At 71.1% G+C, this 26,790-nt stretch carries 22 protein-coding genes and 1 tRNA gene; 12 read left to right on the plus strand and 11 right to left on the minus strand.

The window, feature by feature from the left end:
• Window positions 1-153 precede the first annotated feature (153 nt).
• Together F6X53_RS25900 and F6X53_RS25905 are read right to left on the minus strand one after the other, a co-directional pair.
• The gene (locus F6X53_RS25900) at window positions 154-1,341 is read right to left on the minus strand and encodes an SMP-30/gluconolactonase/LRE family protein (protein WP_151003760.1); all 1,188 of its coding nucleotides are present in this window, start codon (window positions 1,339-1,341) and stop codon (window positions 154-156) included.
• Between the two features lie 26 nt (window positions 1,342-1,367).
• Window positions 1,368-2,354, minus strand: coding sequence for an SMP-30/gluconolactonase/LRE family protein (locus tag F6X53_RS25905; protein ID WP_238298362.1), 987 nt, complete (start codon window positions 2,352-2,354; stop codon window positions 1,368-1,370).
• 223 nt (window positions 2,355-2,577) lie between these two features.
• Here F6X53_RS25905 and F6X53_RS25910 point away from each other — a divergent pair, with 223 nt between their 5' ends.
• The 5 genes from F6X53_RS25910 to F6X53_RS25930 are packed head-to-tail and all read left to right on the plus strand — an operon-like array spanning window position 2,578 to window position 6,826.
• Entirely contained in the window at window positions 2,578-3,807 is a 1,230-nt protein-coding gene (locus F6X53_RS25910; RefSeq protein WP_425324703.1) for a glycosyltransferase, read from the plus strand.
• Between the two features lie 4 nt (window positions 3,808-3,811).
• Window positions 3,812-4,309, plus strand: a complete 498-nt coding sequence (locus F6X53_RS25915) for a DNA polymerase ligase N-terminal domain-containing protein (protein WP_151003762.1) — start codon at window positions 3,812-3,814, stop codon at window positions 4,307-4,309.
• A 14-nt stretch (window positions 4,310-4,323) separates the two neighbouring features.
• Entirely contained in the window at window positions 4,324-5,481 is a 1,158-nt protein-coding gene (locus tag F6X53_RS25920) for an acyl-CoA dehydrogenase family protein (protein WP_151003764.1), read from the plus strand.
• The gene (locus tag F6X53_RS25925; RefSeq protein WP_151003767.1) at window positions 5,481-6,239 is read left to right on the plus strand and encodes a PIG-L deacetylase family protein; all 759 of its coding nucleotides are present in this window, start codon (window positions 5,481-5,483) and stop codon (window positions 6,237-6,239) included. The genes F6X53_RS25920 and F6X53_RS25925 overlap by 1 nt, the downstream gene beginning before the upstream one ends.
• Window positions 6,236-6,826, plus strand: coding sequence for an SAM-dependent methyltransferase (locus tag F6X53_RS25930; protein WP_151003769.1), 591 nt, complete (start codon window positions 6,236-6,238; stop codon window positions 6,824-6,826). Before F6X53_RS25925 ends, F6X53_RS25930 begins: the two co-directional genes overlap by 4 nt.
• Before the next feature lie 37 nt (window positions 6,827-6,863).
• Here F6X53_RS25930 and F6X53_RS25935 read toward each other — a convergent pair whose 3' ends face one another.
• From F6X53_RS25935 to F6X53_RS25945, 3 genes are all read right to left on the minus strand, one after another.
• Window positions 6,864-7,163 carry a hypothetical protein gene (locus F6X53_RS25935; RefSeq protein WP_151003771.1) on the minus strand — a complete coding sequence of 100 codons (300 nt, stop codon included), beginning with the start codon at window positions 7,161-7,163 and terminating at the stop codon, window positions 6,864-6,866.
• A gap of 32 nt (window positions 7,164-7,195) precedes the next feature.
• Complete coding sequence (locus F6X53_RS25940) at window positions 7,196-9,070, minus strand: DEAD/DEAH box helicase (protein WP_151003773.1); 1,875 nt, start codon at window positions 9,068-9,070, stop codon at window positions 7,196-7,198.
• Window positions 9,071-9,278: 208 nt separating this feature from the next.
• Window positions 9,279-11,654 carry a type IA DNA topoisomerase gene (locus tag F6X53_RS25945; RefSeq protein ID WP_244965620.1) on the minus strand — a complete coding sequence of 792 codons (2,376 nt, stop codon included), beginning with the start codon at window positions 11,652-11,654 and terminating at the stop codon, window positions 9,279-9,281.
• A 338-nt stretch (window positions 11,655-11,992) separates the two neighbouring features.
• On the opposite strand from F6X53_RS25945, the gene F6X53_RS25950 reads away from it, so the two are divergent.
• The 3 genes from F6X53_RS25950 (at window position 11,993) to F6X53_RS25965 (ending at window position 16,083) form a co-directional block, all read left to right on the plus strand.
• Complete coding sequence (locus tag F6X53_RS25950; protein ID WP_151003775.1) at window positions 11,993-13,456, plus strand: DEAD/DEAH box helicase family protein; 1,464 nt, start codon at window positions 11,993-11,995, stop codon at window positions 13,454-13,456.
• Window positions 13,457-13,549: 93 nt separating this feature from the next.
• The gene (locus F6X53_RS33895) at window positions 13,550-13,843 is read left to right on the plus strand and encodes a DUF2934 domain-containing protein (protein ID WP_151003777.1); all 294 of its coding nucleotides are present in this window, start codon (window positions 13,550-13,552) and stop codon (window positions 13,841-13,843) included.
• 95 nt (window positions 13,844-13,938) lie between these two features.
• Window positions 13,939-16,083 carry a helicase-related protein gene (locus tag F6X53_RS25965; RefSeq protein WP_151003779.1) on the plus strand — a complete coding sequence of 715 codons (2,145 nt, stop codon included), beginning with the start codon at window positions 13,939-13,941 and terminating at the stop codon, window positions 16,081-16,083.
• A gap of 3 nt (window positions 16,084-16,086) precedes the next feature.
• Here the strand turns inward: F6X53_RS25965 and F6X53_RS25970 are convergent, their stop codons facing one another.
• The 6 genes from F6X53_RS25970 to F6X53_RS25995 form a co-directional block, all read right to left on the minus strand.
• Window positions 16,087-16,848 (minus strand): 5-oxoprolinase subunit PxpA, encoded by a 762-nt coding sequence (locus F6X53_RS25970; protein WP_151003781.1) that lies wholly within the window; start codon window positions 16,846-16,848, stop codon window positions 16,087-16,089.
• Between the two features lie 132 nt (window positions 16,849-16,980).
• On the minus strand, window positions 16,981-18,258 hold the full coding sequence (locus F6X53_RS25975) for an MFS transporter (protein ID WP_151003783.1): 1,278 nt from the start codon (window positions 18,256-18,258) through the stop codon (window positions 16,981-16,983).
• A gap of 70 nt (window positions 18,259-18,328) precedes the next feature.
• Window positions 18,329-19,111, minus strand: a complete 783-nt coding sequence (locus F6X53_RS25980; RefSeq protein WP_238296677.1) for a putative hydro-lyase — start codon at window positions 19,109-19,111, stop codon at window positions 18,329-18,331.
• Between the two features lie 80 nt (window positions 19,112-19,191).
• The gene (locus tag F6X53_RS25985; protein WP_373875912.1) at window positions 19,192-20,205 is read right to left on the minus strand and encodes a 5-oxoprolinase subunit C family protein; all 1,014 of its coding nucleotides are present in this window, start codon (window positions 20,203-20,205) and stop codon (window positions 19,192-19,194) included.
• A 5-nt stretch (window positions 20,206-20,210) separates the two neighbouring features.
• Entirely contained in the window at window positions 20,211-20,951 is a 741-nt protein-coding gene (locus F6X53_RS25990) for a 5-oxoprolinase subunit B family protein (protein WP_151003814.1), read from the minus strand.
• A gap of 165 nt (window positions 20,952-21,116) precedes the next feature.
• Window positions 21,117-22,010 (minus strand): LysR family transcriptional regulator, encoded by an 894-nt coding sequence (locus tag F6X53_RS25995; RefSeq protein ID WP_151003790.1) that lies wholly within the window; start codon window positions 22,008-22,010, stop codon window positions 21,117-21,119.
• Between the two features lie 67 nt (window positions 22,011-22,077).
• Here F6X53_RS25995 and F6X53_RS26000 point away from each other — a divergent pair, with 67 nt between their 5' ends.
• The 4 genes from F6X53_RS26000 to F6X53_RS26015 form a co-directional block, all read left to right on the plus strand.
• Window positions 22,078-23,253 carry a hypothetical protein gene (locus F6X53_RS26000; RefSeq protein ID WP_238296674.1) on the plus strand — a complete coding sequence of 392 codons (1,176 nt, stop codon included), beginning with the start codon at window positions 22,078-22,080 and terminating at the stop codon, window positions 23,251-23,253.
• Window positions 23,254-23,376: 123 nt separating this feature from the next.
• Window positions 23,377-23,453: transfer RNA gene (locus tag F6X53_RS26005), tRNA-Asp, on the plus strand.
• 388 nt (window positions 23,454-23,841) lie between these two features.
• Window positions 23,842-25,608: a type I secretion system permease/ATPase gene (locus F6X53_RS26010; RefSeq protein ID WP_151003792.1), complete on the plus strand. Its 1,767-nt coding sequence runs from the start codon at window positions 23,842-23,844 to the stop codon at window positions 25,606-25,608.
• A gap of 736 nt (window positions 25,609-26,344) precedes the next feature.
• A partial coding sequence (locus F6X53_RS26015) for a calcium-binding protein (RefSeq protein ID WP_151003794.1) occupies window positions 26,345-26,790 on the plus strand: 446 nt, incomplete at its 3' end.

Here is a 26,790-nt window from a genome sequence, read left to right on the forward strand (position 1 = left end):
CGTCCTGATCCGTTCCGCGCTCCGGCCGCCAGGATAGGCCGCCCGCCCGGGATGCAGGAACGCGCCGCGCGCGCAATCCGACGCAGAGCATTTCGCGGTGGACGCCGCCCCAAGGCGGGTGGGCTCGATCGCCGGCGGCGCCCCCGGCCCCCCTCAGACCGGGTCCGCGTCGATGCGCAGGCGCAAAACCGCGTAGGGCGGCGTCTGCTGGTCCGTCCCGCCATTGTATTCCGGCCGGCGGTTCACCTGCGCGGCGGAGACGTAGAGCCAGCGGTCGGGGGTGATCCAGAAGGTGTCGGCCCAGACCAGCCGGTCATCGGAGGCGATCACCGTGATGGTGCCGTCCGGGTCGCGGCGGCCGACGGCATTGTGCTCCTGCAGGCTGAGATAGACCCGGTCCCGCGAATCCGCGATCAACCCGCCGGTGAGGCCCTTCTCGCCGAGATCCTCGACGCCCGCCGCGACCTCCGCGTCGGAGGCCTCCGGGTCGAGGAGGCTCGCCGTGTCCACCGCGTAGAGGCGCCGGCCCATCAGCGGCGCGTAGTAGAGGCGGCGCCCGTCCGGGCTCAGCGCGATGCCGTTGGCCCCGCCGCTCACTGGCTGCGGCTTCGCGCCAGGCGGCCGCAGCATGACGGGGCGCTTCTCGACGAACTTGACGATGCCTTTCTGCGACTTCGTGCTGGCATGCCCGTCGAGGCGGCGCACGACGCGCCCGCTGGCGAGGTCGACGGCCAGGATCGCGCCCTCCTGGCCCTGGCCCTGGTCGGTGATGTAGGCGAGCGCCCGCCCGTCCCGGATATCCACCCGCAGGTCGTTGAGGGAGGAAGCCGGGGTGATTCCGGCCTCGAGCGGCACCACCTTGCGCACCGCGTTCGTTCCGAGATCGACCTGCACGAGCTTGGCGCCCCCCGGCACCGGCGGTCCCTTGCCCTCGGGCAGGCCGGCATCGAGGAGCCAGAGGCTGTCGTCGCGGTCGAAGACGCCGTTCGGCACGTGGAACAGGGCGGATTGCGGCCGGCTCCGGTCCGGCGCGTTGGCGGCGGCGCTCGGGTAGGGCGTCACGCTGCCGTCCGGGGCGACTTCGCCGACCGTGATCGGCACCTCGGCATTGAAGCGCGGCATCATCACGAAGACCCGGCCCCCGCGCGAGATCGCGAGGCCGGTGGGCGTCGAGGGCGCCTGGACGAGATGCGCCAGTTCCATCGCGCCGGCCGGGCGGCTCGTCGAGGCCGCGGCCGCGGCCGCGGGGGCCGCGTCCGCCTGGGCCTCGGCCGGCCGGGTCGTGCTGAGGGCGGCGGCGGTGAGGCCGCCGGCCAGGAGGTCGCGTCGGGCGATCGGCATGGGATCCTCGTGAGGGGGCGGTCGGGTCAGCGGCGGCTGCCGCCCGCCGCGACCTTGAGGTCGACGGCCAGGATGGCATCGCCCGCGGCGATGAAGAGGCGGCGCCCGTCCGGGCCGCCGAAGGCGAGGTTGGCGGCGGCCTTCGGAGTGGCGATGCGGCCGAGCGGCGTTCCGTCGGGGGCGTAGAGGCGCACGCCGTCCTCGCAGGCCGCGTAGAGGTTCCCGTTCGCGTCGACCGCGAGACCATCGGGCACGCCGGCTTCGAGCTCGGCGAAGACCCGGGCCGGGCCGAGGCGCCGATCGGGCCCGACCGCGAAGGCCAGGATGCGGCGGGCGGCCTCGGGGTTCAGGGCCGCGCTCGCGTCGCTGACATAGAGGATGCGCCCGTCCGGCGCGAAGGCGAGGCCGTTCGGCTGGCCGACCGCGTCCGTCACGGCGCCGAGCTGCCCTGAGGGGTTGATCCGATAGACCCGCCGGGCGGATTGCGCCGGCTCGGCCATCAGGCCCTCATCCGCCTGCCGGATCCCGAAGACCGGATCGGTGAACCAGAGCGCGCCGTCGGGCCCGAGGGTCACGTCGTTCGGGGCGTTGAGCGGCTTGCCGTCGAAACTGTCGGCCAGCACCGTGAGGCTGCCGTCCGGCGCGCGCCGCACCACCCGCCGGCCGCGATGCTCGCAGGTGACGAGGCGGCCCTGCGCATCGAGCGCGTTGCCATTGGGGTTGTTCGCGGGATCGCGCAGGGTGCTGACCCGGCGCTCCGCGTCGAGGACGCCGATCCGGTTCGCCCGCACGTCGCTGAAGACCAGGCCTCCGAGGGCGGGGGCCCAGCACAGGCCCTCGCACCAGCGCGCGCCCCGGTGCAGGGTCTCCAGCCGCGCGCCCACGTCGATGACCGCGTCGAGCCGCGGATCGAGGCGGCGCACGATTGGCGCGGCCCGCGCAGGGCCCGGACCCGCGAGGGCCGACGCCGCGAGGCCGGCCGCGAGGAAGTCCCGTCGTCTCAGGGGCGCCATGCGCGTTCGTTATCCCTCCGCACGCATCCTCGGCAGGCGCGGTCCTGGTCCGATCCCAACGCCCCGTCGGCGGAGACGATCCGGCCGCTTCGCACCCCGATCGGCTTGAGCGACAAAACCTCGCGGCAAAAATTGCGGATCCGGGTCGAACCGCTTCTAGGACTCTTAGTTGTAGGCAGGACCCTGGCTGTATCGCTCCGGGCAGCCGGAGTGTCGTGTGCCGATCGAGGACGAAGCCGAGCCGTCTCATCCCGGGCACGATGGGCAGCCGCGCGTTCCGCTGCGGGCGGTGGTGGCCATCCCGGTCCGCAACGAGGCCGAACGGATCGCTCCATGCCTGTTGGCGCTCGAAGCGCAGGACGTCGCGCCGGACGAGGCCTACGGCGTCGTGCTGTTCCTCAACAATTGCCAGGACGGCACCGGGGCGGTCGTGGCGGCCTTGCGGCCGCGCCTGAGTTTTCCCCTCCGGGTGATCGAGCGGAGCTTCGCCGGGGCGCAGGCGGGCTGGGCCCGCCGCGCCGCCATGGAGGCAGCGGCCGCCTGGCTCGACGCCGAGGACGCGCCGGATCCCGCGATCCTCACCACCGATGCCGACAGCCGCGTCCCGCCCGACTGGATCGCCCGCAACCGCGCGGCCTTGCGCGGCGGGGCGGATGCGGTGGCGGGGCGGATCGCCCTCGACGCGGAGGAGGCCGCGCGCCTGCCCGACGCCCTCCATGCCCGCGGCCGCCTGGAGGGCCGCTACGAGGCCCTGCTGATCGAGCTCGCGGCGCGGCTCGATCCGGAGCCGCACGATCCCTGGCCCTGCCACGGCACGGCCTCGGGCGCGTCCCTCGCGGTGCGCCTCGGCGCCTATCGCCGGGCCGGCGGCATGCCGGCTCTGCCCGTCGGCGAGGACCGGGCCTTCGTGGCGGGTCTGAGCGCGATCGGCGCCCGGCTGCGCCACTGCCCCGACATCACCGTGATCACCTCGGGCCGCCTCGACGGGCGCGCGCCGGGGGGCGCCGCCGACACGATGCGCCTGCGTTGCGCCGAGCCCGCCGCCCCCTGCGACCCCCGGCTCGAAGCCCTGCCGCGCGCCCTCGTCCGCATCCTCTGGCGGCGGCGCCTGCGCCGGCTCCACGCCCGGGGCGCCCTGGCGCGCACCGCGCGCTGGGCCCCGCTCCTGGCGATCCCGCGCGACGAGGCCGAGCGGATCGCCGGGCTCGGCGAGGCCGGGGCCGTGCTCGCCGCGATCGAGGCGGCGAGCCCGCGCCTCGCCCCCCGGCCGCTCACGCCCGGGGACCTCGCGCCGCAGATCCGGCGCGCGGCCGCGCTCCTCGGGCTGATCCGGGCCGCGCAGCACCTCGGCGCGGGGGGCTGGCGCGCCAGGATCGCGGCCCTGCGCGCCCGTGGCCGCGCGGGCCCGGCCCCGGAAGCTGCGCCCTCGGTGGAGGGCGGGGGGATCGGGTGAGGCGATGGGGCTGATCTACTCCGTGCAGAAGCACGCCGCGCGCCGGCTCCACTACGATCTGCGCCTCGAACTCGGGGGCGTGCTCAGGAGCTGGGCCATCACCCGCGGCCCGAGCCTGGTGGCCGGGGAGAAGCGGCTCGCGGTCGAGGTGCCCGATCACGGGCTCGATTACGCCGGCTACGAGGGCGTGATCGGTGCCGGCCAGTATGGGGCGGGCGTCGTGCTCCTGTGGGATCGTGGGACTTGGGAGCCGGAGGGCGATGCCGCCGCGGCCTTGGCGGCGGGCTCCCTCGGCTTCATCCTGGCGGGCGAGAAGCTGACGGGCCGTTGGCACCTGCGCCGGATGAAGCCCCGCTCGCGCGAGCGCCGGCCCTCCTGGCTCCTGATCAAGAGCGAGGACGCGGCGGCCCGGCCGCCGGGCGCGCCCGACATCCTGGAAGAGCAGCCGCGCTCCGTCCTGACCGGGCGCAGCGTCGAGGACATCGCCGCCGCGGCGCCGTGAGGGGGACAGGTTCGTTGGATCCGAGATCGTCCGGACAATCCCCGCGCGCGGCGGCGGAAGCCGCCTCCCGCCGGGTCGCGCGCTCGGCGGCCGCCCGCGCCGCCGCTGAGGACCACGATGGCGGCTTCCCGGCCGAGGACCTCGCCGATCTCGCCCGCCTCGGCCTCCTCGCCGCGCCGGTGCCCCGGGCGGCGGGCGGCGCGGGCCTCGGCGAGGAGCCGGGCGCGGAAAGCCTCGCGGCCGTGCTCCGCCGCATCGGCTCGGGCAGCCTCGCGCTCGGCCGGGTCTACGAGGGCCACGTCAACGCGCTGCAGCTCGTGGCCCGCTACGCCAGCTTAGGCCAGCGCGAGAGCCTGTTCTCGGATGCGCGGGACGGGCACCTGTTCGGGGTCTGGAACACCGAGCCGGAGCAGGGCGGGCTGAGCCTTGTCGCGGCCCCGGGCGGTTACCGGCTCGAAGGCCGCAAGACCTTCGCGTCGGGGGCGGGCCACGTCACCCGCGCCCTCGTGACCGCCCGGACGGAGCCCGGCGCGCCGCCCCTGATGCTCGTCGTGCCCCTCGAACCCGGCACGCGCCACGACCTTTCGGCGTGGCGCGCCCAGGGCATGCGCGCCTCGGCCACCGGCACGATCGATTTCAGCGGCTTGGCGATCGGTCCCGACGCGATCCTCGGCGGCCCGGACGATTACCATCGCCAGCCCGAATTCTCGGGCGGCGCCTGGCGCTTCGCCGCGGTGCAGCTCGGCGGCATCGACGCGGTGCTGGATGCCTGGCGCCGGCACCTCGACGCCACGCAGCGCGGCGCCGACCCGCACCAGCTCGCCCGCCTCGGCGAGGGGGCGCTCGCGGCCGAGACGGCGAGCCTCTGGGTCGGGCGCGCCGCCGCGATCGTCGCGCAGGGCACGCGCCCGCCGGAGGAGATCGTCGCCTATGTCAACCTCGCGCGGCTCGCGGTCGAGCGCGCGGGGCTCGACGTGCTGCAGCTGGCGCAGCGCTCGGTCGGGCTGCAGGGCTTCCTGCGCGATCATCCTCTGGAGCGGCTGTCGCGCGATCTCGCGACCTATCTGCGCCAGCCCGCCCCCGACCGGGCGCTCGCGGGCGCAGCCGAGCACGTCCTCGGGTCCGGCGCCGAGGCCGGCGATCTCTGGGCCGACCGGCCGGAGGCCTCCTGATGCGGGCATCGGAATTCCTCGCGCAGGCCGACCGCCTGCCGGTCGGGGACCTCCACGCTCTCACCGGGGGCGGGGGGCTCGTCGTGGTGGCGCCCCATCCCGACGACGAGAGCCTGGGCTGCGGCGGGCTGATCGCCGAGGCCGCAGCGCGCGGGCTGCCGATGCGCCTCGTGGTTCTGAGCGACGGCGTCGGCTCGCACCCGAACTCCCGACGCTACCCGCCCGAGCGCCTGCGGTGCCTGCGCGAAGCGGAGACCCTGGCGGCGGTCGCGCGCCTCGGCCTCGCCCCGGGCCATGTCCGCTTTCTGCGCCTGCCCGACCGGTTCGTGCCGAGCGAGGGCCCGGCGGCGGAGGCCGCCGCCGAGTCCATCGCGGAGGCGGCCCGCGACTGCCGCGCGGGCGCCCTCTTCGTCACCTGGGCGCACGACCCCCATTGCGACCATCAGGCCGCCGCCCGCCTCGCCCTGCGCGCCCTGCGCGCCCGCCGGATTCTGCCGGGCCTTCGCGCCTACGCCTATCCGGTCTGGGGCTGGGCTCTCGCCCCGGACATCGAGGTCGGGCCGCCGCCCCGGGGCCTGCGCCTCGACATCGCCGCGCATCGGGAGGCCAAGCAGGCCGCGATCGCCGAGCATCGCTCGCAGGTCACCGACCTGATCGACGACGATCCCGAGGGGTTTCGGCTCGAGCCCGCGATGCTCGCCCGCTTCGCAGGGCGGCACGAGATCTTCCTCGCCATCCCGCCGGAGACCGAGCCGTGAGCCGCCGCGCCGCCTCCCTGACGCCCGCCTATTTCGCCGGCCTCTATGCCGAGGATCCCGATCCCTGGCGCTTCGCCACCAGTCCTTACGAGCGCGACAAATACGCGGCGACGCTCGCGGCCCTTCCGCGCGCGCATTACCGCTCGGTCCTGGAGGTCGGCTGCTCCATCGGCGTGCTCACCCGGGCGCTCAGCCTCCGCTGCGACGCGCTCCTCGCCCTCGACGTCGCCGAGGCGGCCCTCGCGCAGGCCCACGCCCGCTCGGCCGATGCCGCGCATGTCCGCTTCGCGCGCCGCCGCGTGCCGGAGGAATGGCCCGACGGCCGCTTCGACCTGATCGTCCTGTCGGAGGTGGTCTATTACCTCGATGCCGCGGATGTGGAGCGCCTGGTCGCGCGCCTGCGCGCGGCGCTCGCGCCCGGCGGCGACGTCGTCCTGGTGCACTGGACCGGCGAGACCGATTACCCCTTGAGCGGGGACGAGGCCGCTGAGCGGGTCATCGCGGGCGCGCGGGATTTCGCCTCGATCCGTCACCAGGCACGCGCCGATGCCTACCGGCTCGACGTGCTGTCGCGCACCGGAGCGTAGATCCGGCGCCGAGCCGTCAGGGCTCCGCGCCGAGCCGTCAGGGCTCGGCCAGAAGCGCCGCCGCGATGGCGGCCCGCTCCGCCGGCAGCGGTCCCGCCGCCATCGGCCGGCCCGCGCGGCTATACCAGTAGGCCGCGTTGCCGAGATCGCCCTCGGCCCGGTGCAGATGCGCGTGGACCCAGGCCGCCACCGGCCCCGCCGCTTCCTGCACCAGAGCGTGGGCGCGGCCCCATCCGGCCTCGCCGCGCTCGGCCCACCACAGGGCCGCGAGGGGCGCCGACAGGTCGGGCGGCGGCGCCTCCGAACCGAGCGAGGCGTGGAATCGATCGAGATCCATGCGGGTCAACGCGGGACCGCGCGGGAGGATGCTCAACCGCCGGCGGCGCGCTCGGGCATCCAGCGGCCCCGGCGCTGGCGCTCGGACCAGGCGTAGCGGGCATCCGCCTCGATGAGGTGGGCATGATCGGAGAGCCGGTTGCGCTCGAGCCAGGCCAGCGCCGCCTCCAGCTCCGCCAGCGTCATGACGGCCCGGCCCTTGCCGAGGGCGCGCTTGAGCACGGCATTGTAGCGGTGGACGAGGCTGCCGCCCCGCGGCATCCGCAGGTTCGCCTCGTCCTCCACCGCCTGCGCGGCGACCTGCGCGGAGAGTCGCTGGCGCAGGGCACGCTCGGAGAGCGAGGGCGGCTCCGCCTGCAGGCTTGCCCTGCTGGGGGTTGCGCCGCGCGCGGGCGCGCCCTCCGCCGGATCGGGAATGCGCGGGCGCAGCATGGCGTAGCGCATGCCGAGCGCGTTGCTCTCGAGCGGGGTGATGCCGCCGGGCTCCTCGTCGCGCCAGATCACCCGCTCGGGGTTCTCCGCGCTCGCGGGCCGATCCGGGCGCGGCCGGGTCGCGTGGCCCTGCTCGGTCTCGAGCTCCGCCCGGAAGCGGGCGAAGAGCGGGTCGTCCGGGTGGAACACCAGGGCCTGCTGGCCGGAATAGGGCCCCGCATGCGGGTCGACCCGGGTGGCGCGGGCCAGCATCTGCTCCAGCCAGGGCCGCGAGCGGACATGGGTCAGCGCCGCCACCACGGCGACCTCGGGCGCGTCGAGCCCCTCATAGGCCATCGCCACGGTGACGAGGATCGCGGGCTCGGGCAGCAGCCGGAAGGCCGCCAGCGCCCCGGCGGCATCCTGCGCCGAGGAGGTCGCGAGGCGGACATCGCGCTCGCCCTGCGCCGCCGGCATCCAGGCGCGCAGCGTGCCGAGATAGCGCCGGGCGCTCGCCTGGTCGGGCGCGACCACGAGGAGCTTGCCGAGGCCCGGCGCCGCCTCGTGCGCCCCGAGGCCGCGCTCCAGCCGGCGCCGGGCCCGCAGGCGGCGGGTGGCGTGAAACGCCTCGCCGAGGAGCTCGCTGGCGAAGCCGGTGCGCAGGGCCGTGAACAAGGCGGGCCGCGTCGTCACGCGCACGCCGCCCGCCGAGAGCCGGTGCGGCCCGACCCGCGACTGCCCCGCCGCGCGGCCCCCTTCGAGCCAGCTCGCCTCCCCGTCGAGCGCCCCGAAATTGACCGGCAGCACGGCCCGCTCGGCCAGGGCCTGGGCGCGCGAGTAGCCGATCACCGCGAGGCCCGGCGCGTCGAGGTCGATCTCGGGCGGCGCGCCCGTGCGCACCGGGTGATAGGGCAGGCCGAGGATGCGCCGCCCATCCGCCCGCTCAAGCGTGCCGGACAGGAGCAGGCGGAACGCCGCGGCCGCGAGGAGCGGGCGCATCGCCCGGCTCCAGGCCCCCGCCTCGTCCTCGTCCGGCGCCTCGCCCCTGCGCGTCGCCGGCATCGGCAGGTGGTGGACCTCGTCGACGACGAGGAGCGTGCGGTGCCGCAACGCCTCCGCGAGGTGAAGCTCGGGCGCGGCCGCCACCGCCTGATAGGTGGTGACGTAGCCGGAAAGTCCGCGGGCCGGGTCCGGCTCGTTGTCGGCGGCGCGCAGGCTCAACCCGTGGCCGAGCGCCCGGCGCCAGACCGGATCCGCGAAGGCTTCCTCCGCCTGAAGCCGCAGGGAATCGCGCGGCACCACCCAGACCACGCGCTCGATCCGCCCCGCCGGGATCAGCTGCGCGGCGGCGATGACGGGCAGGAGCGACTTGCCGCCCCCGGGCGTGACCGCCGCCAGGATATCGGTGACGTCGCCGGCCTCGCCCTGCGCGATGGCCGCCACGAGGCTGCGGAGCGTGCGCTGATGCGCGCGGAACGGGGGATGCGCGGTGCTCAAGACACCGCGTCGGGCTGAGGCGTGACCATGGCGCCAACCTGCCGGAAGCCGGCCGGCTTGTGAATCCCGAAACGGGACATTGGCACCGCCGATCCGAAGCGGAGAGGGCGCGCTTCGCGCGGAGCCGGGTAAGACGGCAAGATGGCATGACAGCAAGACGACAGGCGTCGCCGCGATCGTCCGGCGCAAGGTCTACTCGCCCCGGGCCTCAGCGCCCGGTCGCGTTCCGCGCGGCAGGTCCCGGCTTGCGGCCCTTCGGCGCCCGGGTGCCGCGGGTGCGCGCCGTCCGGGTCTTGCGGGCCGGGTCGGCGGCGCGCTCCGGCGCCTGGTCCGCGCCCGGCCGATCGCCGCGCGCCTCCGCATGGACATCCAGGAAGGCGCGGCAGGCCGCGAATTGCGTCTCGACCTCGGGCGGGCAGGCAAGGCCCTTCGTTCGTGCCAGGGATTGGGCGTAGCGCAGCATCGCGGGGCTCGGGGGCCGCTCGGCGCCGCCCATGGTGCTCCCCGGGTCGCCGCCTTTTTCGCCCCCCGGGTTCCGCTGGGTCGCGTGAAGGTCGAGGAAGGCGCGGCAGATGCTGGCGTTGCTCTTGAGGCCGCGCGGCAGGGCCAGCCCCTTGCGGTCGGCCACCGAGACCGCGAAGGCCACCATGGCGGGGGTCGGCGGCCGGGCCTCGCGGCCTCCCGCCGGGGCGCGCGCCGGCGCGAGGCTCGGGTCGAGGCTGACCACGCTCGCCGCCGAGATCGCCGCGATCAGAGCTTCGAGGCGCGCCCGGGTGCGCTGCCGGAAGGCGTCGGCGCGCCGCTCCGCCTCGGCCCGCGTCGCCGCCCGGCCGATCTCGGCAAGCTCCGATTCGAACACCGCCCGGCCGACCGGATCGCCGTAGGCCGGGAAGACCCGCCGGACCGCCGCCATGAAGGCGAGCCCGACCTCCGTCACCGTGATGGCCGGGTCCTTGCCCGCGTTCAGGGCGACGTAGTGGCTCTTGAGCAGCTTCGGCAGGATCGCGTCGCGGGTCGCCGCTGTGCCGAGCCCCTTCGGCTCGTTCGGGTTGACCGGGTTCTCCAGGGCCCGCTTCACCGCCGGATCGTCCACCTGATCGATGAGGCGGCCCATCACCACGGGCAATTCGCCCCGGGTGATGCGTCGGGGCGGCTCGGTCACGGCGGTCTCGACCCGGGCCTCCGTGGCCCGCGCCTCCGCGCCGTCCGCCACCGGCGGCAGCCGCGCCAGCACCGCCTCGTCCTCGCGCCGCGCCTTGCCCGGCACTGCCTCGGCCTCGCCCTCGGCCTCGGCCCCGTAGACGGCGCGCCAGCCGGGCGCCTTCACGACGGAGCCGGTGACGCTGAAGCGCTTCTCGCCGATCGGCGTCGCGATCTCGGCCGAGACAATGGTGCGCGCGTCGATCCCGTCGGGCAGGTGCGCGGCCAGATAGGCCTTGGCGACGAGCTCCCAGAGCCGGGCGAGGTCGCGGCCGAGGCTGCCGGGCCGGGGCATCTTGCGGAGGGGCACGATGGCGTGGTGCTCGCCCGGATCCTTGACGTAATGCCCCTTCGCGCCCCGGCGGAACACCAGCGCGCCGGCCTCCGGCACCAGGCCGGCGAGATCGGGCAGGGTCTCCGGCAAGGCGCCCAGGATCGCGCCCGCATCCCCGGTCTGGCTCTCGGGCAGGTGCTCGGATTCGGTGCGCGGATAGCTGAGATAGCCCTGGTCGTAGAGATCCTGAGCGAGGCCCGCCGTGTGCTGCGGGTCCCAGCCGAAGCGCTTGGCGCAGCGCCGCGCGAGGGTGTCCTTGGAGAAGAGCTTCGGGGGCGCCCGGCGCACGTCCCGCTGCTCGACCCGGAGCGGGCCGGCCCAGCCCGCCGCCGCCGCCCGGATCGTCTCGGCGATCTCCGCCTCGAAGATCCGCTCCTTGGGGGCGTGCCACAGGGTCAGGGCCGCGCCGGACCCGGTTTCGGCGGTCAGCGCGACCTTGAAGAAATCCTGCGGCACGAAGGCCCGGATGCGCGCTTCGAGGTCGGCCAGGATCGCCAGGGTCGGCGTCTGCACCCCGCCGAAGCGCCAGGGATCGCGGAAGGCCGGCGGGCGCAGCCGCAAGGAGATCGCGCGCGTGCCGTTCAATCCGAGATGGTAATCCTCGTATTGGCGGCAGAGCGCCTCCAGGTAGGCGGCGTAGTCGCGCTCGCCCGAATCCGGCTCCCGCGCCAGGGCCGCGAAGGCGCGCCGGATCGAGACGTCGTCGAGGGCCCCGAGCTTGAGCCGGTCGACCCGGCCGCGCCAGCCGAGATGCTCCAGCACCTCCCAGGCGATCATCGAGCCCTCGCGTCCGGGATCGGTCGCGATGATCACCCGCTCGACGCCCGCGAGCGCCCGGCCGATCGCCGCGACCTTGCCCGCGTGGGATTGGCCGGAGCGGTTCGCCCCGTAGCCCACCGGGATCGTCTCCAGCACGATCGGCAGCGCGTCGAGCCGCCACGACTTCCATTCCGGCCGGATCCGCCCCGGCTCCTCGGCCGCCAGGAGATGCCCCTCCGCCGCGACGCAGACCGTATCCGGCGATTTGAAGAAGCGCTGAAGCTGCCGCATCGCCGACGGCTTCTCGAAAAAGAACAGCGTGCGACCGGACCCGCGCGGGGCCGCGGCGGGTTGGCCCGGCGCCGGCCGAGCGGGCGTCCGCCGCTTCGCGGTGCGGGGTTGCGTGGCGCGGGGTTCCTCGGGGCGCGGCGTCATGCTGTCCTGCGGCCCTTGCGCGCGAGGCGCGGCCCAACGGCGTGCACGATCCCGAAACCGTCGGGGCTGGGAAGGCGGTCGCGGGCCATGGAACAATTCCAGCGTCGCTGCTTGCGCGAAGATGCGCATTTGTTCATGAATTGTTCCGATTAAAGCCCAGGATTTGATAAGGTGCAAGGGGGGTCGGCGGGGGGATGTCGTCACGATCGGAGGTTGCATGCGACGAGCGGCGGGCGGCGCCTTCAGGGCCCGTCCTGGCGCCGCGTCCGCATCAGGTCGCGGCCCAGCGGGCGATCCTGGCCGCCCGCGCCTCGGGCCGGCCGGGCTTCCTCCTCGGCGACATGACCGGCCTCGGCAAGACCCTCTCGGCCTGGAGCGCGCTCGCGGCGATGCCGGAGTCCGAGGTGCTGATCGTCTGCCCGAAGGGGGCGATGCCGCAATGGCGGCGCACCATCGCGCTCTCCGGCCTGCCCGAGAAGACCGTGACGCTGATCAATTACGAGCGGACCAAATCCCTGATGGCGCCCCCGGCGGCGAGCACCCGGCGCTCGACCCGGGCCCGGAACAACGCGCTCGCCAAGCACGGACAGATCAAGCGGCATTGGCCGCTCGTGGTCTTCGACGAGAGCCACCGCATCCGCAATCCCTACGCGCAGCAGAGCCTCGTCTGTCGCCAACTCGCTGACGCGGCAAGCTTTTCGATCTACATGAGCGCCACCGCCGGCCAGGCCCCGCACGAGCTCTCCTATCTCGGACGGCTGCTTGGCGCCGCGGTCGGGGCATCCACCGAGACCCTGGCCGAGTTCCGCCTGCTGATGCAGCGCCTCGCGATCGGGCGGGCCAAGGGCCGCTGGGTCAACTGGTCCTGGGAGGCGAATGCCCGCGATTGCGCCGTGATGGCGGACCTCCTCTACAAGGGCGCGCGCGCCATCGGATTGCGGCGGCGCCCTGGCGACATCGCCGGCTGGCCCGAGGTGCAGCGCGAACTCGCCCCCACGGCGCTCGGGCGCGACGAGCGCCGCCTCTACGACGCGACCTGGCGGGAGTTCCGCCGGGAATGGGGCTTGCTCGGGGGCAGCACCCGCCGCCCGGCGGGCTGGGCGGCGGACCTGCGCTTCCGCCAGAAGGCCAGCCTCCTGCGCACCGCCGGCAGCGCCGATTTCGCCGAGCTGCTGCTCGATGCCGGCGAGCAGGTTGCGATCTCGGTGGCGTTCCTGGAGACGAGCGCTGCCCTCGTCGAGATGCTTCAGGGCCGGGGCTGGCGCGTCGGCGCCATCAACGGGGCGCAGAGCGGGGAGGACAACGAGGCCGTCCGGGTCGCCTTCCAGACCGGCGCCCTCGACGTCGTGGTCTTCACCGTCACGGAATCGATCTCGCTCCACCGCAACGAGCTTGCGGGGGGCGGGCGGGTCCGCGCGCTCCTGATCCACGACATGCGCCACAGCGCCATCCAGCTTGCCCAGATCGAGGGCCGCTGCCACCGCGATGGCGAGGCGGCGACGATCTATTACGCCTTCGCGGAGGACACGGTGGAGGAGGCGATCGCCGCCACGGTCCTGCGCCGCATGCTCGCGATGGACGCGATGGCGGGCGAGGATACGGCACTTCTCGACACTATCGTTGATTGCATCGATAGAGCCTGCCAGGACCGCCCGTGATCAGGGTCCTGCTCCGGCGGAGGCGGTACCAGCGCCGCCAAGACCGATCTCTTGGTCTCCTAAACAATTGTTAAAAGAAGAGAAAGCCAGCCGATGGAACCTCCGACCCCGATCACCTTCGAGGACATTCGCGAGCGCGCCTATGAGTTGTGGGAGCGCAACCACCGACCCGAAGGGCTCGAGATCCGGTTCTGGCTTCTCGCAGAGCGGGAGCTGAAGGCCGAGCGGGACCGGAAGCTGACCGGATCGGTGCAAAGCCCTGCCGAGGACAGCGCCGCCAGAGATCCCGCACCCGCGGAGAACTCGACGCAGACGATTGCTGCGCCGAAGAGCGCCGCATCCGAAACCCCTGTGGAGAAACGCGCCCGATCGACCGTCTCGCGTTGATTGCAGCCGGCTCCCGGCGGCTCCCCGTGCGTTGATGGTTCGGTCGCCGACCCGACCCCGTGGGGGATGCCGGTGCGGGACCGACAGGTGGATTCATGGCACGCAAGCGCGTCGAACGCACGGCCGACATCCTGATCGATGCCGTCTCCCGGCTCGGCCTTCCGCCCCGCTCCGTCGATCTTGAGGGGCTGCGGGCTTTCCTCGAACTGCCCGAGTTCGGAGGCTACGTCGAGGATGCCCGGGTCGCCCGGGCGCTGCGGGCGATGGCCGGTCAGCGCGCCTTCGCGGAGCGCGGCGCCGCATCGGTGGCCAAGGCGGTGCCCGGCCTGAAAGCCGTCGTGGCGAATGATCACAGCCTGACCTGGACCATCCGGGTCACGATCCCGCTCCTCGACGACGGACGCATGGAGCTTCGGCTCGAGACCGTGCCGGATGGCACGGCCGCCGAGATCCTCGACGGCATGGCCGAGCGGAACGATCCGGCCTGGCGGCTGGATGAGCTTCGCGCGGCCGTGAAGGCCGTCTCGGCGCAGGTGGCCCGGGCGCTCCGCAAGCCCGTCGACCGGCTGCGGGAGCAGGTCCTCGGGGATCTGCACGAGGTCGGCGCGGATGCCGGAACCTATATCGAGCACATGGACCGCTCGCTGCGCTCGCGGCAGTTCCGCCTCGGCCCCAATCTGGCCCGCTCCCTCAGCGACACCCTGATCCCCGTGCGCCGGCGCGCCAAGGTCGTGGCCCGGGAGGATTCGCGCCTGCGCCGCCTGCGCGATCAGGTCGGCTTCGGTGCCTATATCGAGAAATTCACCGCGGCCCGCCGCCTGAACCGCCGCATCGTGTTCCACATGGGCCCGACCAATTCGGGCAAGACCTACGCGGCGCTGGCAGCGCTCACCGCCGCGGCGACAGGGACCTATCTGGCCCCGCTCCGGCTCCTGGCCCTCGAGAACTACGAGACCCTGCTGGAGCGCGGCCTGCAGGCCGGGATGGTCACCGGCGAGGAGGTGCTCAGCGTCGACAGGCCGACGCATACCTCGCGCACCATCGAGACCGCCGACCTGATGCGTCCGGTCGATGTCGCGGTCATCGACGAGATCCAGATGCTGTCCGACCCCGACCGCGGCTGGGCCTGGACCAATGCGCTCTTCGGAATCCCGGCCAAGACCGTCATCGTCTGCGGTTCGGACGACGCGCTGTCCGCCCTGCGCCGGGCCGCGGAGGCGGCCAACGAGTCCCTGGAGGTCGTGACCTTCGAGCGGAAGACGCCCCTCGTGCTCCTCGACGAGCCGGTGCCGCTCGAGATGGTGGAGCCGGGCGATGCCGTCGTGGCCTTCTCGCGCAGGGCCGTGCACGAGAATCGCGAGGTTCTGGTCGCCCGCGGGCACAGCGTCGCGACGATCTACGGCGCACTCTCGCCCGAGGTGCGGCGCGCGGAGGCCGCCCGCTTCCGCACGGGCGAAGCCAACGTCCTCGTCACCACCGACGCGATCGGCATGGGCTTGAATCTCGGGCCCCTGAAGCGGATCGTGTTCTCGGCGGTCCGCAAGTGGGACGGCACGGGCGAGCGCGCCTTGACGAACTCGGAGATCCGCCAGATCGCCGGGCGCGCGGGCCGTTTCGGGCACCAGGAGGTCGGCTACGTCGCGGCCACCGACGAGACCGGGATCGAGCCGATCCGCACCGCGCTCGGCGGTGCCCCGACGGCTCCGGCCATCGACACCCGCTTCTTCGTCCGGCCCGACCTCATCGCGATCAATTCCGTGGCGCAGGAGATGCAGACCGACAGCCTGCGGGAGGTCCTCACGCATTTCGCCCGCGCGACCTTCTATGCCGGATCGCCGTTCCAGCCCTCGGCGCTGGAAGAGATCCTGGAGGTCGCCCGCGTGGTCGATCGGGCGCGCCTGCCGATCCAGGAGAAGTTCGCCTTCTCGGTCTGCCCCATCGACCGGCGCGACGAGGTCTCGATGGGCCTGCTGGAGCGCTGGACGCAGGCCCGCGCCGCCGGCGTCGCCGTGCCGGCCCTGCGGGCGAATCTCGGCGGGCAGCTCGATTATCAGGAGCGCAGCGTCAAGCTCGCGAGCGCCTATCTGTGGTTGTCCCGCCGATTCCCGGAGACCTTCGACGACGTCGCGGCGATCCGGGACATGCGCGCGCGCTCGAACGGCGTCATCGAGCGCCACCTCCGCGAAACCGCGACCCGAAAAGCAGAGCGCCGGTCGCGTCGCGCCGTCGGAGGCCGCTGACCCTCACGCCGCGAAGGACGCGAGCGCGATGTCCGCGCCTTCGAGGCGCTGGCGCACCGCGCGGGCGGTCGCCACCGCGTGCTCGCTATCGCCGTGCACGCAGATCGAGCGGATCGGCGTCGGCAGACGGGCTCCGGCTGCGGTGATGATGGCGCCCTCGCGCACCATCGCGAGGACCCGCTCGGCCGCAGCATCGGCGGTGTCGATCAGCGCCCCGGGCAAGCCGCGCGTGATGAGCTGCCCGTCCTCGGTATAGCCGCGGTCGGCGAAGATCTCCTGATGAACCGCGAGGCCGGCGGCTTCGCCGGCGGGCACCTGGGCTGTCAGGGCTATGGCCAGGAGCGCGAGACCCGGGTCGACCGCCCGCACCGCGCGCGCGATGGCATCGGCGACCGGCCGCTCCGCCGCCGCGAGATTGGCGAGGGCCCCGTGCGCCTTGACGTAAGTGATGCGATGACCCGCATAGGCTGCGAGGGCCTGCGCGGCGCCGACTTGGTAGGCGACGAGCCGCTCGATCTCGGGCGCGCTGAAGGGCATGCGGCGCCGCCCGAACCCCCAGAGATCGGGAAAGCCCGGATGCGCCCCGACCGCAACGCTCCGCGCTCTCGCCAGCGCGAAGGTCGCCGCCATGATTTCGGGATCCCCCGCATGCAACCCACACGCGACGTTGGCGGAAGTCACCACGTCGAGCATCGCCGCGTCGTCGCCACACCGGTAGGTGCCAAAGCCCTCTCCAAGATCGGCATTGAGATCGACGGACAGCATGCAATTCTCCCTGACTTGGCGACGCAATCGGCGGCGAACGGAGCGAGCCTTGACCATGTCGGCTCGAGCTCACGCTTGTCGGTCCTCGGCTTCACGCACTTCGCCGATGGGTCGTCCGCTTCGAAGCGCGCTTCAGGCGGTGGCGGGCGCCGCGATCGGCCGATCCGGAACAGGCTCCCCGTCGGCCTCGAGTTCCCGTCCGGCCGTCTCCGGCAAGATCAGGGCCGACACGATCACCAGAAGATAGCCGCTCACCGCCATCACCCCGATGGCGACGCCGAGCGTCAGCGAGGCGCTGAGATATCCCACGAGCGCGGGACAGATCGCTCCGACGGCGCGCCCGAAATTGTAACAGAACCCCTGTGCCGAGCCCCGCACCCGGCTTGGAAACAATTCACTCAGGAAAGCGCCCATCCCGGAGAACACGCCGGAAAGGAAGAAGCCCAACGGAAAACCGAGGAACAGCATCGAGGTGTCGTTGATCGGGATCAGCATGTAGATCGACACCAGCGTTCCGGCGCAGGCGCCGAACAGGATGAAGCCCTTTCGCCGGCCGATGCGATCGGACAGATAGGCGCTGGTGAGATAGCCGAGGAACGAGCCGACGATCAGCACGAGAAGGTACCCGCTCGTGTTGAGCACGGAGAGGTTGCGTTCCGTCTTCAAATAGGTGGGCAGCCAGGTGGTCACCGAGTAATAGGCACCCTGCATGCCGGTCGCGAGCAGGCTCGCCATGATCGTGCGGCCGATGAGTTCGCGCGAGAAAATGTCGAGGAAGTTGCCCTTGTCGCCGGCCTTCGACATGCGTGCCCGCGTCTCACGGTAGACGGCCGGATCCTCGATGTTGCGGCGGATGTAGAAGATGAGCACTGCCGGCAGGGCACCGAGCCAGAACAGGACGCGCCACGCGAGCGCCGGCTCGACGAAGGCGAACACCGCCCAATAGGCGATGGCCGCCATGCCCCAGCCCACCGCCCAGCTGCTCTGCACCAGTCCCACGGCCTTGCCGCGGTAGCGCGCCTGAATCGCCTCGGCGATGAGGACGGAACCGACCGACCACTCACCCCCGAAGCCGAGCCCCTGCATCGCGCGGGTGAACAGCAACTGCTCGTAGGATTGGGTGAAGCCGCTCAGCACGGTGAAGACGGTGAACCACGCAACCGTCACTTGCAGGATCAGGACCCGACCGTAGCGGTCCGCCAGGACACCCGCGAGCCAGCCGCCGATCGCCGAGGTCACGAGGGCGGCGGTGGCGATGTTCCCCGCCTCCGTTTTGGTCAGCCCCCAGACGAGCGTCAGGGTCGAGATCATGAAGGTGTAGACCATGTAGTCGAACGCATCGACGCCGTAGCCCGCGAAGGCCGCAGTCAAAACACGGCGCTCCTCGGTGTTCGTGTCTCTCAGCCACATCGCTGTTCTCCTGAGGAAGGATGGACGGAACGGGCGCGGCCCATCGGGGACGTGCGTGGCAGATCCCGGTTCAGGCGAACGGAAGATCGCGGTTCAGGAGGTCGGTGATCAGCATGTGCCCGGGCGAATGCGTGATGCAGAGAGCGGGCGCCGCCGCCGTGACGACCGCCTGGGGCGTGACCCCGCAGGCCCAGAAGACCGGGATCTCGTCCGCCTCGATCGCGACCGGATCGCCGAAATCCGGGCGATCGATATTCTCGATGCCGATCAGGCGCGGATCCCCGAGATGGATCGGTGCCCCGTGCACCGCCGGCATCCGCGCGGTGACCTGCACGGCACGGATCGCGGCCGCGGCCTTCATCGGGCGCATCGAGACGACGAGCGGGCCGTGGAAGGGCCCGGCGGGGCTCGTCGGGATGTTCGTCCGATACATCGCGACATTGCGTCCCTGCGCGACGTGGCGGAGCGGGATGCCGGCGGCGAGAAGGGCCTCCTCGAACGAGAAGGAGCAGCCGAGGACGAAGCTGACGAAATCGTCCCGCCACAGGCCGGACACGTCCGAGACCTCGGAGACGGGGTGTCCGTTTTCGAACAGGCGGTACGCCGGCACGTCGGTGGCGATATCCAGGTCCTCTCCGAGGGCCGGCAAACCACGCGCACCCGGAGCGGAGACGGCCAGGAGCGGACAGGGCTTCGGGTTCTGCTGACAGAAGCGCAGGAAGTCGCTGGCCAGCGCAGCCGGCAGGATCACCAGATTGCCCTGAACATGGGCCGGAGCGAGTCCGACCGTGTGGCCGCGCCAATCCCCGCGGCGAATGGCTTGGCGCGCCTCGCGCGCCGACCAGGCGGGCATGCTTGCCGCGATGGGGGCGGCCGCCGCGAGACTGCCCTGGTCGATTTGCCGGTTCATCGGGTCCTCCAAGGCGCGCATCGTCATCCGACCACGCCGTCGATCAGGTTGAGCCCGAGCAGGTACTCGGAACTGAGATTCGTGCGGATCACCGGGGTCAGAACGACGGGCTCCGCGAGCGCCTCTCGCTCGGCTCGCCGCGCCGCGACCGCCTGCTCCAACGAGACCGATGCGAAATGCAGGACGCTGCCGGCCTGAGCCTGGGCCAAACGGCCGAGATCGGCGCCGATCACGGTTGCGATCTTCGGATAGCCGCCCGTCGGCTGGCGGTCGGCCATCAGGACGATCGGCAGCCCGTCGCCGGGCACCTGGATCGCTCCCATCGCGATCCCGTCGGAGACGATGTTGTAATCGCCAGCATGGCTGAGCTTCGTGCCCGCGAGGAAGCAGGCCATCCGGTCACCGCGCGCCGTGACCGTCCAGGGATTTGCCAGGAAGGCGTCGATCTCGGAAGGCGGGAAGAAGTCGGCCTGTGGCCCGAGGACGACGCGAATTCTATCAGCCGGCCGTTCGAGCCAGGGGGACACCAATTGTGCCGGTTCGCCGATCGCGGGTTGCGACCGAATGATCGGAATTACATCGCCGGATCGGAGGGCACGTCCTTCGAGGCCACCGAAGCCAGAACGCGTGTGGGTGGCGGTCGAGCCCAAAGTATCGGCGACCTCGATCCGGCCCGCGGCCGCGAGATAGCACCAGGCGCCGCTTCGTCCTGCCTTGATGGTCAGCACTGCGCCGGGCCGCAGGGTCAACGCGACGGCCGTCGGAAGCGGGCGTCCGTCGAGATCGATCCGGAAGCTGCCTCCGGCGACGGCGAGGTCGAGAGGTGCATCCTCGGCCGTCAGGGAAATGCCGCCGAGCGAGACCTCGATCGCCGTGGCGGTCCGCTCATTGCCGAGCGCCCGGTTGGCCGCGGCGTGGGCCAGCGGGTCCATCGGCCCGGCGGGCGTGATGCCGTAGCGCATGTAGCCGTGCCGTCCCGCATCCTGCAGCGTGGCCCCGCCGCCGGTCGAGAGGATCCGAAGGTGAGCATCCGGCACGGCCATCACCGAGTCTGCCGCGCGATGATCTCCCCCGCCGCGGCGCGGCGGTCGAGATTCGCGAAGGTCGACGCGTCGATCGCTTCGAAGCGCAAGCTGTCCCCGCCTTCGATCAGGAAATTCGGATTCCGGCTCTTAGAGAACAGCCGTTCGGGCGTGCGGGCGAGCACGTACCAGCCCGTCGGCATGGGAAAGGTCGCGACCGCCGCGAGACCGCCGCCGATCAGAAGCGCGCTCTGCGGGTGCGGCGGCCTCGGACGCGCTCGGCGCGAGATGGCGAGTTCGGCGGGCAACCCGCCGAGATAGGCGAAACCCGGGGCAAACCCGTACATGTAGACCCGGTACTCCGCGGTTCGATGCAGCGCGGCGACGCGCTCGACTGTCAGTCCGGCAATCTCCGCAACCTCGGCGATATCCTCGGCAAAGCCCGGATCGTAACAGCAGGGAAGCGTCCAGATCCGGCCCGGAGCGCGAACCGCGCTCGCGCGGGCGCTGATCGTCTCGACGAGCGCGACGAGGCGACTGCGTTCGAGCACGAGCGGATCGTAGTGGATCATCAGCGAGCGATAAGTCGGCACCGATTCGCAGAAGCCGTCCGGCCGTTCGTCTCGCAGGGCTGCGTCGAGGGCCAGCACCCGGTCGTTGATCGCCGGATCGACGACGGTGCCGAACTCGACCACGAGGGCGGCCTCGCCCGCGTCGAGAAATCGGGGCGATGTTCGATCTGGGCTCGCTGCCGGTGGCATCATTTGCGCACCTCCTGCTTGCGGGGCCTGACGCGGGGTCCGTGCGGCCCGGGCGTCCGGCGAGATCCTCTCTCAGGGGCGACTCTCGCCTTCAGATGTGGCAGCGTCCCACCGAGCCCGGGCCTGCGCCAATCGTGATTGCGAATGGAGGCCGATAAGCGCCGGTTATCCATCGGCTGACGCGGATCGCGCGACCGCCTGGGCAATCCGCGCAGCCTCCTCGACGAGGTGATAGGCCGGTCGGCTGGCATAGGTCGCCGTGAACGTGATCGGCGACAGGTTCACGGTGGTGGGGAGGACGTGCAACGCGCCCGCCGCGAGCTCGCGGCCAATGACATCGGGCGGGATGAGGCAGATCCCGAGTCCCTCGATCGTCATCTTGATGATCGTCGCGAGAGACGCGCTGGTGTGAATCTGCGGCGGCGGATGGTTCGCGCGCAAGATCAGGTCGCGCAATTCGACGTAGGGGCTCGTGTTCTTCGGGTATGTGATGAGGGGATGGCTCAGCAGGTCCGCCAGGTCCAGTGTCCTGCTCGCATCGACGAGATGCGGTGAAGCGATCCAGGCGACGGAGACGCTGCACAGCGAGCGGTTCACGAGGTTCGGCAGGGTGATCGGCCCCACCAGAAGTGCCAGATCGATGTCGTTGTTGACGAGGGCCGCCTGCATGTTCGGCGAGATATCGACCGCGATGTCCACGCTCACGCCCGGGAAGGTCGCCCGCATGCGCTCGACGAAACGCATCAGCCACGTTTGAACGATCGTCTCCGAGACGCCGAGCCGCAGCGTGCCGGTCATCGTGGCGGGGCTCGCCAGAGCCGTGACCATCTCGGCGCGCAGGGCGAGGAACCGCTCCGCGTAGCGGAGCAGTTCGCGGCCTGTGTCGGTCAGGGTCACATCCCGGCTGCGTCGCTCGAGGAGCGGCCCGAATTCGTGCTCGAGCGCCGCGATCCTCTGGGAGACGGCCGGTTGTGTCGTGTTCACCTGCTCGCTGGCTCGCCGAAAGCTCGAAAAGGTCGCCACCCAGTAGAAGATCTCCAGGCTTCGCAGATCCGCCATCGCGTCATCGATCCGTGGTTTGCCGGTACGCGATGCACCGTCCGAGCCATGAAGGCTCGATCAGTGTGTGCTGGAAACCGATCGCCGCGAAAGGGCGATTTCAGATCGTGCTCGCAAGTACAGCGCATGGCGATGCGGCTGCCCGGCGGAAAGTCTCGATCGCCAGGACAGACATCGACCGACGATCGCGGGATATGAGATCCGTAGCACGCTGGTTTTCGTTCCCTGTGAGCCTCCCGTGATGTGGATCACGGTGCGGGAGATTCCACGGGTCCATATCGGTCGGCGAGGCCTCGCGGCGCGATGCGCCTCAAGCGGCAAGGATGCCAAAGTCCAGCCTTCCGGAAGCCCGAAGCCCTGGCTGGCGGCACCACCGTCCCGTCGACGTGATCGTCCAAACCGAGCCTTTGGACCGAGACCTTGGAGACGCTCCATGTTCAGTCTTTTCAAGCGCAGATCGCAAGCGCAAGCCGCCCGCCGCGTCACCGAGGTCGGCTGGGCGATCACGGACAGCAAGGCATCGCTGATCTGGGATGATCCGGAGCCATTCCGCCGGGATTTGCCCAAGGCTGCCTCGGCGAAATCGGTGCAGGGCTGCCCAGCGGCGATCGATTTCGATGCGCGGCACTACATGATCCGCTGCCCGGTCGATTTGAACCTGCGCATTCGTCTCGAGGAGGGCCAGGCGCCGATCCTCGAGAACGCGGACGGGGCGCGGAGCACCATCCGTCCGAAGCAGATCGGCCAGATGGTGAGCATCGTGAACCCGGCGGAGTGGCGCCATCCGAAGCGACCGATCCTGCAGATCATCACGCCCTATATCTTCCTGGCGGACGAGGTTGCGTATCTCAATCAGGTGCCGCCCTATCTGGATTTCCTGCCGGATCCGCTCCCCGGCGTGCTGATCAGCGGGCGCTTCCCGGTCCATGTCTGGCCGCGGCCCCTCATGTGGGCGTTCGAATGGCACGACACCTCGAAGAACCTGGTTCTCCGCCGAGGCCAGCCCTGGTTCTACGTCCGGTTCGACACACCCGATCCGTCGAGGCCGACGCGCCTCGTCGAGGCCGACATCACCGCCCCGGTTCAACGATACATCGACGAGCTCAGCGGCGTGACGAATTACGTCAATCGCACCTACGCGCTGTTCGAGCGGGCCAAGAAGCGTCGCCCGGAACAGCTGCTGGTGCCGCGGGTCCGGCGTCCCGCGGCGCGATCGACCGCGAAGTGCCCTGTTGCGGCGTGAGCCGATTTATGCGAGAGCGAGTTCGTTCCCGCCGCCCAGTCCGGCGTCGGGGAGACCGCTGCTCAGCCGAGGTCGGGATTCCTCACGGAATCCCGCGAAGTTCGAGCAACGGACGATTGGTTTGGCGAAGTAGCTCAGTTGGTTAGAGTACCGGCCTGTCACGCCGGGGGTCGCGGGTTCGAGCCCCGTCTTCGTCGCCAAATTGTAGGAACTGCCAGGCCGGAGATCGCTCCGTTGCCGGCTTTCCCAAAGACCACACCGCCAAACTGGCAGTTTTCCGGCGTCAGCCGACGGGCCGAAGGCCGCACGGATCCCCCACGCCGTCACGCGCCGGCATGACGCCCGGCGGATCCGCCGAATTCCCGCACACCGCAATCGCGCAGGCCCGACCCGACCGAGCCCGGCATCCCGGTCCACGCCGCCGCCAGGGCGGCCCGGTGTGACCCGCCTCACGGACCCTCGGAGCCGAGATCCTACAAGGAGAGCATCCCGGTCTGAGCGGGTGTCCCGGTTTCAGCATCGCCGCCTTCGCGGGTCTGGGCCGGGCTCGTCCCGGCCTGATCATTCTCTCCAGAGGAGCGATGCGCGATGAAACCCAACGTCCCCGAACTCGGCGCGGCGCTCTCGACCTGCCGCTCGGCGCTCGTCAGCCTGGTGGTCGTCAGCGGTCTCCTGAGCGTTCTCTACCTCACCGCATCCTTCTTCATGCTGGTCATCTCGGACCGCATCCTTCCGAGCCGCTCGGTGCCGTCGCTCGTCGGCTTGGTCCTCCTGGCCTTGATGCTCTACGGCTTCCAGGCGGCACTCGAGGCTCTGCGCGGCCGAATCCTGACGCGCATCAGTGCCGTCCTGGACGATTGCCTGAGCCAGCGCGTCTTCCACGTCATGGTTCGGAATACGCTCTCCGGCACCGCGCCGGGGGCCGGCCATCTGCCCCTGCGGGATCTCGATCAGATCCGTGGCTTTCTCGGCAGCTCCGCCCCCGCGGCCCTCTGCGACCTGCCTTGGATGCCGCTCTATTTCGGCATCTGCTTCCTGTTTCATCCCCTGATCGGGCTCGCCACGGTCTCGGGCGCATTGCTTCTCGTCGGCATCACGGTGATCGCCGACCGGCTGACGCGCGGACCCTCCAAGATTGCGAGCGAGCACGGCCAGCGCCGCAGCACGATCACGGATGCGGGCTGCCGCAACGCGGACGTCCTGATCGCCATGGGGATGCAGGACCACTTCGCGGGCCGCTGGGAGGACGCCAACCAGAACTACCTTCTGGCGCAACAGCGCGTGGCCGATGTGGCGGGATCGTCCAGCGCCGTCTCCAAGGCGGCGCGCATGGCACTCCAATCCGGCGTCCTCGCGATCGGTGCGTATCTGGTGATCTACGACAAGAGTTCGCCCGGGATCATCATCGCGTCCTCGATCCTGCTCGGGCGCGCGCTCGCGCCGCTCGATGCCACCATCGCGAACTGGAAAGGCGTCATTGCCGCGCAGCAGAGCTGGACCCGCCTCACCGCATTGCTCGCGAAGATGCCGGCGGCGCAGCACAACGGCTCATTGCCGGTCCCGATGCATCTCGTGAAAGTCGAGGGCCTGAGCGTTGCCCCTCCGGGCAGCACCCGCCTCACCGTGAAGGATGCCAGCTTCACCGTGAAGGCCGGCCAGGCGCTCGCCGTGACGGGCCCGAGCGGATCGGGCAAATCCACCCTGGTGCGGGCGCTCGTGGGCATTCTCCCGGCCGCGCGTGGGAGCATTCGCCTCGATACCGTGCCGATGACCCAGTGGGCGAGCACGGATCTTGGCCGCCATATCGGCTATTTGCCCCAGGAGGTCTCGCTCTTCGCCGGGACGGTCGCGCAGAACATTGCCCGCTTCACCCCCGATGCGACCCGGGCCGAGATCGAGGCGGCGGCGCGGCAGGCGGGCGTGCATGACCTCATCCAGCGCCTGCCCGAAGGCTACGACACCGAGCTCGGGGAAGGCGGTCTCGGATTGTCCGGCGGTCAGCGACAGCGGATCGGACTGGCCCGTGCGCTCTACGGATCGCCCTTCCTCCTCGTGCTCGACGAGCCGAATGCCAGTCTCGACGGCGACGGCGATACGGCACTCACCGACGCGATCCTCGGCGCCCGGGCGCGCGGCGGGATCGTCATCGTGGTGGCCCACCGGATGAGTGCCTTGGCGGGGGTGGATCTGATGCTGACGATGGAGGCCGGCGAGATCCAGGCCTTCGGGCCGAAGGACGAGGTCCTGCGCCGGATCCGTCGGCCGGCACCATCGCAGCCGGTCCCCGCGCAGAACGACCGGGCGCCCGCGCGCACCGCTGGCCAGGTGCCGATGCGGATTGTCGAGAGCGCCTGATCCGGCGCCCCGCGAGCGGGCCGCGGGGGAGGCCATCGCGGCAATCTCGCCAGCACGCGCTCGCGGGCCGAACGATCGATCACGGATGCCGGACCCGCCTCGCGCGGGTCCGGCCGCAATGCTGAGGGCGAATGCGACGTCGCCAGGACTTCGGGCGAGGCACATCCCACGATCGCCGCGGCGTGACGCACGGCAGATAATCTCGCTTCGAGCGCAAGACGAAGAACACTGGCGTTGGCTAGAGTACTCGGCTGAACTTACGGTTTTTCAGAAGCCGATGATCTTCTCTATCGCTTCCTCGATTTTTCTACGCTGCTCCTCACAATGTGGATGCACGGCCGGACAACGCTCCACCATGTCGAGCGCAGCGCCTCATCTGCCTCTTCTCATACCGAGCGGGTTGGACGGCGCCACGCTGGGGCGAGCCGTGATCTCAATGCAAAACCTTCACCACCGAGCGCACCGGGCCTGCTCGGCTTCGAATCCTTGCGGTGCACGGGGGCACGCACACCCAGCGTTCCTGATCTTTTTTACGCGGAAATAGCGCGGTCCGCCAAAAACGTGATCGGCATCACAGTATCGATCTTCAGATCATCCTAGAACGAAATCGACTTCGGCGGAGACTTTATCCAGCACAAGTCAGAACGACCGTGACGGACACGTCGCGATCATCGCAATCAACAGAAACTCTCATGCGGCGCAGAGCGCCAGCTAATCATCGAATGGAGCGCGGATCATGGACAAGATTTATGGCGGCGACGGCAATGACACCATCTACGGTGGCAAAGGCGACGATGTGATTTACGGCGGTGGCGGTAACGACACCATTTATGGCGGTGGCGGCAACGACACCATCTACGGCGGGAAGGGCAACGACACGATTTACGGCGGCAAGGGCGACGACAGCCTCTACGGTGGGAAGGGCAACGACACCGTCTACGGTGGCAAGGGCGACGACACCATCCACGGCGGCAAGGGTGACGACACCCTCTACGGCGGGAAGGGCAACGACACCGTCTATGGTGGCAAGGGCGACGACACCATCCACGGCGGAAAGGGTGACGACACCCTCTACGGCGGAAAGGGCAACGACACCGTCTACGGTGGCAAGGGCGACGACACCATCCACGGCGGAAAGGGTGACGACACCCTCTACGGCGGGAAGGGCAACGACACCGTCTA

Source organism: Methylobacterium soli, assembly GCF_008806385.1.
GTDB classification, from domain to species: Bacteria; Pseudomonadota; Alphaproteobacteria; order Rhizobiales; family Beijerinckiaceae; genus Methylobacterium; species Methylobacterium soli.